The organism is Protofrankia coriariae (assembly GCF_001017755.1).
Classification (GTDB): domain Bacteria; phylum Actinomycetota; class Actinomycetes; order Frankiales; family Frankiaceae; genus Protofrankia; species Protofrankia coriariae.
In genome coordinates this window covers 22663-29273 of the sequence record NZ_JWIO01000067.1, presented here as the reverse complement: position 1 = coordinate 29273, position 6611 = coordinate 22663, and the positions used below count along the sequence as shown (strand labels likewise).

At 69.3% G+C, this 6611-nt stretch carries 8 protein-coding genes and 2 pseudogenes; 5 read left to right on the top strand and 5 right to left on the bottom strand.

The features are described 5' to 3' along the window. Positions 1-199 precede the first annotated feature (199 nt). Complete coding sequence (locus FrCorBMG51_RS25850) at positions 200-499, bottom strand: helix-turn-helix domain-containing protein (RefSeq protein ID WP_052914980.1); 300 nt, start codon at positions 497-499, stop codon at positions 200-202. 146 nt (positions 500-645) lie between these two features. On the opposite strand from FrCorBMG51_RS25850, the pseudogene FrCorBMG51_RS30085 reads away from it, so the two are divergent. Beyond that, positions 646-849: pseudogene (locus FrCorBMG51_RS30085) on the top strand (hypothetical protein); the annotation flags it as partial. A 47-nt stretch (positions 850-896) separates the two neighbouring features. Here FrCorBMG51_RS30085 and FrCorBMG51_RS23325 read toward each other — a convergent pair. Both FrCorBMG51_RS23325 and FrCorBMG51_RS23320 read right to left on the bottom strand, forming a co-directional pair. Beyond that, a complete protein-coding gene (locus FrCorBMG51_RS23325) occupies positions 897-1085 on the bottom strand; it encodes a hypothetical protein (protein WP_047225148.1) in 189 nt (62 codons plus the stop codon). Between the two features lie 79 nt (positions 1086-1164). Next, positions 1165-1725, bottom strand: coding sequence for a TetR/AcrR family transcriptional regulator (locus FrCorBMG51_RS23320; RefSeq protein WP_047225147.1), 561 nt, complete (start codon positions 1723-1725; stop codon positions 1165-1167). 113 nt (positions 1726-1838) lie between these two features. Between FrCorBMG51_RS23320 and FrCorBMG51_RS23315 the strand changes: the two genes are divergently transcribed. The 3 genes from FrCorBMG51_RS23315 to FrCorBMG51_RS23305 all read left to right on the top strand — a co-directional run bounded on the left by FrCorBMG51_RS23315 (position 1839) and on the right by FrCorBMG51_RS23305 (position 4834). Further along, positions 1839-2525 (top strand): SDR family oxidoreductase, encoded by a 687-nt coding sequence (locus FrCorBMG51_RS23315; RefSeq protein WP_047225146.1) that lies wholly within the window; start codon positions 1839-1841, stop codon positions 2523-2525. Between the two features lie 48 nt (positions 2526-2573). Beyond that, the gene (locus FrCorBMG51_RS23310) at positions 2574-3629 is read left to right on the top strand and encodes an aldo/keto reductase (protein WP_047225145.1); all 1056 of its coding nucleotides are present in this window, start codon (positions 2574-2576) and stop codon (positions 3627-3629) included. A 200-nt stretch (positions 3630-3829) separates the two neighbouring features. Next, positions 3830-4834, top strand: a complete 1005-nt coding sequence (locus FrCorBMG51_RS23305) for an NADP-dependent oxidoreductase (protein ID WP_047225144.1) — start codon at positions 3830-3832, stop codon at positions 4832-4834. 91 nt (positions 4835-4925) lie between these two features. On the opposite strand, the gene FrCorBMG51_RS23300 is transcribed toward FrCorBMG51_RS23305, so the two are convergent. Continuing rightward, positions 4926-5072: an SDR family NAD(P)-dependent oxidoreductase gene (locus FrCorBMG51_RS23300; RefSeq protein ID WP_235433850.1), complete on the bottom strand. Its 147-nt coding sequence runs from the start codon at positions 5070-5072 to the stop codon at positions 4926-4928. A gap of 19 nt (positions 5073-5091) precedes the next feature. Then, positions 5092-5260: pseudogene (locus FrCorBMG51_RS33305) on the bottom strand (IS6 family transposase); the annotation flags it as partial. A gap of 64 nt (positions 5261-5324) precedes the next feature. Here FrCorBMG51_RS33305 and FrCorBMG51_RS23295 point away from each other — a divergent pair. Then, positions 5325-6422 (top strand): radical SAM protein, encoded by a 1098-nt coding sequence (locus tag FrCorBMG51_RS23295; RefSeq protein WP_235433849.1) that lies wholly within the window; start codon positions 5325-5327, stop codon positions 6420-6422. The last annotated feature ends 189 nt before the right edge of the window (positions 6423-6611 follow it).

Here is a 6611-nt window from a genome sequence, read left to right as displayed (position 1 = left end):
CTGGATCTGGATGCCCTCGGCCTGGGCGGCCTCGGTGAGGGTAGTTCAGGGTCCACTGCGGTGGGCCGGCCTCGTCCGCGGCACACAGCTGGCCGCCGGCGTCGCGGACCGGCCGGCCCGGGGGTCGGCGCGGACCAGGGCGATGATGCGGCCCCGCTGGGTTTCGCTGATCCGGCGTTTGCGGCCGGCTCCGGGCCGGTCATGGCCGGCCCGGGGGGTTCGCGCGGGCCAGGGCAATGATGCGGCCCCGCTCGCGTTCGGTGATGCGTGGTGGGCGACCGGCCCCGGGCCGGTCGCCCAGCCCGTCGAGGCCCTCGGCGTTGAACCGGGCCAGGCGTTCACGCACGGTCTGCATGTGGCAGCCCAGCCGGGCGGCGATGGTGCTGGTGCGCTCGCCCTCCCAGCTGGCCACAATCATCCGCGCCCGCAGGATCCAGTCACCGGGAGCGTGCCGTGACCCGGCCAACTTCCGGATCTTCTGCTCCTCCTCCGCGTCCACGGGAGGGCGGGCATACACCAACTTCGGCGTGAAAGACCGCCTTCCCGCCAGGATCCACCGGCACAGACGATCTACAGCCGTAACGAGGAACGTTGCACTAGCCAGTCTGGAGGTCGTCCTCAACGCCGTGGTCCTGGTGGAACACCCGCTACCTGGACGCCGCAGTCGCCCAGCTGCGTGCCGAGGGCCACGACCTCAAGGAAGAGGAGGTGGCCCTCCTCTTCCCGCTGAAGGACCGGCACATCGACTTCCTGGGCCGCTACCACTTCGAGTTCCGCTCCAGCGGGCCAGGCCAGGGCCTGCGCCCGCTGCGCAATCCGGACGCGCCCGAGGACGCCGACGAGGAATGATGCCCTGCCTCGAACCATCTCCGTGACACGTTCCTCGGCACAGATACCTACAGCGCTGCCGCGATCCGGTCGGCACCTGGCCCGGGCGCGCCTGCGAGCCCGGCGGCTCGCCCCGTGGCCAGCAGCAGATCACCCGCCGGCCCGCGAATTTCCTCGGGCCCCTCACCGGCCGCCCAGGCCAGCACCTGCGCGTCGCAGCCGCTTCCGGGACCGATGCCGATCGTTGGGATCGCCACGCGTCGGCCGCGTGTGCAGCCGCTCCTCCTGACGGGCCGGTGAATTCCTGCGGCGTGCTGCCCGACACCGTGTCCCTGATCAGCTGGTTGCCGTCAATGCTGCGCGCGCGGCGGTGAGGATTTCCTCGGAGAGCGGGGAGCCCTGGGTGGCCCGGGCCAGGACAAGTGCGCCGAGCATGGTGCACAGCCGGGCGATGCCGTCCTGGTCCTCGGTCGCGAGCCACTCGACGAAGTCACTCACTCCCTCGGTGTAGACGCGGCGGGCCTCGCGATCTCCTGGTTCGCGCGCTATGTCGGTGGCGAGTGCGGCGGCGGGGCACCCGTCTGCCGCGCTGTCGCGGTGCTCGATGGAGAGGTAGGTGTCGATCAACGCCTGCTGGGCGGCGTCGCGCTGCCCGGCGTGCTGCTCGAGTCCGTCATTGCGGAGCTGGGTGAGTTCGTCGAACGCGTGGGCGGTGGCTTCGTCGACGAGCGCCTCTTTGGAGGCGAACTGCTTGTAGAAGCCGCCGTGGGTCAGGCCGGCCGCCTTCATCAGGTCGGCGACGCTGACGTGGGTGCCCTGCTCCCGGAACAGCCGGGAGGCGGTTTCCACGACCCGCCGACGGTTCTCCTCCGCTTGCGCCTGCGATACGCGGCCCATCAGCCACCTCCCGATTGGATGTCGATTGGCATCTATCTTAGGCTAGAGTTTAGATTGTCATCGTGATCTAACTTGTGCGGGCCCGCTTGGCGCCCGCAACGCTGGGAGCAGGCATGGAACTGAAGGACGCGGTCGCGGTGGTCACCGGCGCCAACCGGGGGCTCGGGCGGCATCTGGCCACCCAGCTCGTGGAGCGCGGAGCGAACGTGTACGCGGCGGCCCGCCGCCCCGAGACGGTGGACCTGCCGGGCGTCACCCCGCTGCGGTTGGACGTGACGGACGAGGAGTCGATCCGGGCCGCGGCCCGCACCGCATCCGACGCGACGCTGCTGGTGAACAACGCCGGCATCTCCACCGCCACGCCGCTGATCGCGGGCGGCCTGGACGCGGTGCGCCTGGAGATGGAGACGAACTTCTTCGGGCCGCTCGCCGTGACGCGGGCTTTCACCCCCGTCATCGAGAGCAACGGCGGCGGCGCCGTGCTCAACATCCTGTCGGTCCTGTCCTGGCTGCACCCGGCCGGCCTCGGGTCCTACGCCGCGGCCAAGGCCGCGGCCTGGGCGCTGACCGACGCGGCCCGGGAGGAACTGGCACCCCGCGGCATCATCGTCTCGGCGCTGCACGTCGGATACATGGACACCGACATGGCCGCCGGCGTGCCCGCCGATCAGAAGACCGACCCCGCCGAGGTCGCCGCCCAGGCCTTGTACGGCATCGAGACGGGCCTGCCCGAGATCCTCGCCGACGAGACCACCCGGTACGTCAGGCAGAGCCTGGCCGCTTCGCCGAATGCGGCGTGAGGCGCACACCGCCGCCTGCCCCTGTCGACCCTCGAGGAAGGACACTTGATGCGATACACGACCTTCGGACATCGGACCGGACTGCGCGTGTCCGAGTACGCGCTCGGCACGGCGAACTTCGGCACCGGCTGGGGTGCCGGCGCCGAACCGGACGAGGCGCGCCGCATCTTCGACCGATTCACCGAAGCAGGCGGCACCTTCCTCGACACCGCGGACACCTACCAGTTCGGCGAGTCGGAAGAGCTGACGGGGAAATTCGTCTCCGCCGACCGGGACCACTTCGTCCTGGCCACCAAGTTCACCCTCGGCGCCGCGCCCCAGCCGAGCGTCTCCAAGACGGGCAACAGCCGCAAGAACATGATCGCCTCGGTGGAGGCCAGCCTGACGCGCCTGGGCACCGACTACATCGACCTGCTCTGGGTGCACTTCCCTGACGAGCTCACGCCCATGGAAGAGATCCTGCGCGGGCTCGACGACCTGGTGAGGTCCGGCAAGATCCACCACGCCGCCCTGTCCAACTTCCCCGCCTGGCGTGTCTCCCGCGCCGTGACGCTCGCGGACCTCAGGAACTGGGCGCCCATCGTGGGCATCCAGAACGAGTACAGCCTCGTCGAGCGGACCGCCGACCGCGAGCTACTGCCGATGGCCGAGAGCCTCGGACTCGGTGCCGCCCTGTGGTCCCCGCTCGGCGGCGGACTGCTCACCGGAAAGTACCGCCACAGCACCGAGGGGCGGCTGAGTGACCTGGGGGCGGTCATCCACACGGAGAGCACCGACCAGAAGACCGCCGTCGTCGATGCCGTCCTGGCCATCGCCGAGGAGATCGGCGTAACGCCTGCCCAGGTGTCGGTGGCCTGGGTGCGGGAGCGCGCCGCCCGGTCCGCGACCTCGCTCATTCCGATCATCGGGCCGCGCAACCTCACCCAGCTCGACAACTACCTGGGCGCACTCGACGTCCAGCTCACCCCCGAGCAGTTCGCCCGCCTGTCGGAAGTCAGTGCGGGGCCCCTCGGAGTCCCTCACGAGGCGATCGCCGGATCCCTGGGCGTCATCCAGGGAGGCGACTCCAGCCGCGTCATCGCCCCGGCCGCACCGGTGGGCTGACGCCCGAAGGCATTGCGGCTGGTTCCCGTTAGCGGCGCTGCTCTTGAGGCCCGCGGCAGATGCCGCGCCGGTGATGGCCGCCCGCCGCATCGGCGAGGGGCTCCAAGAGACCGAAGCAAACGCCACAAAGTGTCTCGTACTGGGAGAAGCCCAGGATGAACAGAGATCCCGCCCCTCGCGGACGGGCGACGGAGACGACGATGAAAACCTTCATGATCGAGCGGTACGGCGACAAGGCCGGCGTGCGCGCCGGTGAGATGCCCGACCCGCAGGTGAGCGCCGACGACATCCTGGTCCGGATCCACGCGGCGAGCGTCAACCCGCTGGACCTCAAGCTCCGCGACGGGGACTTCAAGGCGATCCTGCCGTACCGTCTCCCGCTCATCCTGGGCAACGACCTCGCCGGGGTGGTGGTCCAGGTGGGATCGGCCGTCACGCGGTTCGCGGTGGGCGATGAGGTCTACGCGCGGCCCGACAAGGACCGCATCGGCACGTTCGCCGAACTCATCGCCGTCCACCAGGACGACGTGGCGATCAAACCGGCCACGCTCACCATGGAGGAGGCCGCGTCGCTTCCCCTGGTCACCCTGACCTCGTGGCAGGCGCTGGTCGAGCGGGCACAGGTGCAGCCAGGCCAGAAGGTCCTGATCCACGCGGGCTCCGGCGGCGTCGGCACCATCGCCGTCCAACTGGCGAAGCAGCTGGACGCGCACGTGGCCACCACCGCGAGCACGGCCAAGGTCGACCTGATGAAGGAGCTCGGCGCGGACGTCGTCGTCGACTACAAGAAGCAGGCTTTCGAGACCGTCCTTCACGGCTACGACGTCGTCCTGGACACCCTCGGCGGCGAGACGCTCGAGAAGTCCCTGCAGGTACTCAAGCCCGGCGGGAAGGTCATCAGCATCGCAGGCCCTCCCGACGCGGCCTTCGCCCGCGAGCTGGGCGCGAACGCGATCCTCCGACTGGCGATGAGCGCGCTGAGCTTCAGGACCCGGCGCCGCGCCAAGCGCCGCAACGTCACGTACTCGTTCCTGTTCATGAAGGCCAGCGGCGACCAGCTGCGCAAACTCACGCCGCTCATCGACGCCGGGAAGATCCGTCCCGTCGTCGACCGTGTCTTCCCGTTCGAGGAGACCCGGGAGGCCATGGAGTACGTCGAGAAGGGCCGCGCGAGGGCTGGCAAGGTCGTCGTCGCGATGACGTGAGGGCGTGATCCCCGTGTGCCGTGGTCTCCCGCGCCGCCGACTTCACCAGCCCGATCACGCCCCACTTCGTCGCGACGTAGTGGCCAAGGTTCTACATGCCCGCCCTGCCCGCCATCGACGCTGTAGCGACGATCCACCCCGACCCCTGCGCGATCATCGTCGGCAGCACGGCCCGCATGGCGTGGAGCACGCCCGTCAGATTGGTGTCGATCATCTGCTGCCAGGTGGCGTCGGTCATCTCGGCCACCGTGCCGAAGGACATGATGCCGGCATTGGCCAGCATCAGTCAGGAGTTCCTCGATGTCCCGGTACGACAGGGCGTAGCGCAGGTACCCGCGGACCGCCAGCACGATCACCTCAGGTGGGAACCGGAAGCCGGTGAACTGAAGATGCCGGGACTGGCGGACGGGCGGGACGTCGACGCATTACTCGATCATGCCTGGCTGGACATCGAGACGGCGGACCTCGCCAAAGCAACAGCCCCCCGACCATGCTGCCCTCGCTCGACGAACCGCTGCCCGCCCGCCACCTGCTGCCCCACCGCAACCGCTACTTCATCGGTGAACTCGACCCCTGCGCCTCAGTCGAGTTCACCCGCGGCTGCCCGTGGGACTGCTCCTTCTGCAGCGCCTGGACCTTCTACGGCCGCAGCTACCGGCGTATGTCACCGGACGCCGCCGGGCACGAGCTCGCCTCCATCCGCGAGCCCAACGTCTTCCTCGTCGACGACGTCGCGTTCATCAAACCCGAGCACGGCATGGCCATCGCCGACCAGATCGAGCGCCGCCGCATCCGCAAGCGCTACTACCTGGAGACCCGCGCGGACGTCCTGCTCCGCCATCCCAAGGTCTTCCAGCGGTGGCACCGGCTCGGCCTGACCTACATGTTCCTCGGCATGGAGGCACTGGACGCCGAGGGCCTCGACCTGTTCCACAAGCGCATCTCCCCCGACGAGAACATCAGGGCGCTCGAGCTTGCCCGCCGGATCGGGATCACCGTGGCGGTGAACCTGATCGCCGACCCGGACTGGGACGCCGAACGGTTCCGGCTGGTGCGGGAGTGGGCCCTGTCGGTACCGGAGATCGTCCACCTCACCGTCATCACCCCCTATCCGGGCACGGAGATCTGGCACACCCAGTCGCAGCGGCTCACCACCCTCGACTACCGCCTGTTCGACATCCAGCACGCCGTCACTCCGACCCGGCTCCCCCTGGACGAGTTCTACCGCGAGCTCGTCGCCACCCAGGCAGTGCTCAACCGCAAACACCTCGGCATCCGCGCCCTGGCCGCCACCGCCCGCACCGCCGGGAGCTCTACGTGCACCAGCAGCACAGCGGCCACCGCCGCTCGGCCTGACCCCGCGCCGTCCGCTCAGCCCTCGACGGCCCGGTGGCCGCCTCCACGCTGTCGGCCTCCGCCCCGTCGAGGGGAACGGACCGCGATGCCAGCCGTTCCGAACACGCCGGCGATCGCGGTGTCGGCCAGCCCGGCCGGGCGCCGGCGGGATCGGCGGGCGACAAGAAGAACCTTGGAATACCTGCCGAAACATACCGACCCGCACCCGAGAATACCCGAACGTGCAGGTTAGGATAATTTCAGTTGTTCGGGGGTGCCGGGCGCCGCCGGTCAGGTTCGCAACGCCCGCACCCGCAATGAGCCCACAGCACCAATCGGTTTCTCGGCTAACAGGAAATCGCGCGCGTCACCCGCAGTATTCGACGAATCTCTTCGACCTCGATCATCATCACACCGGAACACCGCTCGACCACCCACATCG

Excerpts from the sequence above, each read along its gene's own strand:
- FrCorBMG51_RS23320 (WP_047225147.1), bottom strand. The coding sequence starts at position 1,725 with ATGGGCCGCGTATCGCAGGCGCAAGCGGAGGAGAACCGTCGGCGGGTC.
- FrCorBMG51_RS23315 (WP_047225146.1), top strand. The coding sequence starts at position 1,839 with ATGGAACTGAAGGACGCGGTCGCGGTGGTCACCGGCGCCAACCGGGGG.
- FrCorBMG51_RS23310 (WP_047225145.1), top strand. The coding sequence starts at position 2,574 with ATGCGATACACGACCTTCGGACATCGGACCGGACTGCGCGTGTCCGAG.
- FrCorBMG51_RS23305 (WP_047225144.1), top strand. The coding sequence starts at position 3,830 with ATGAAAACCTTCATGATCGAGCGGTACGGCGACAAGGCCGGCGTGCGC.
- FrCorBMG51_RS23300 (WP_235433850.1), bottom strand. The coding sequence starts at position 5,072 with ATGACCGACGCCACCTGGCAGCAGATGATCGACACCAATCTGACGGGC.
- FrCorBMG51_RS23295 (WP_235433849.1), top strand. The coding sequence starts at position 5,325 with ATGCTGCCCTCGCTCGACGAACCGCTGCCCGCCCGCCACCTGCTGCCC.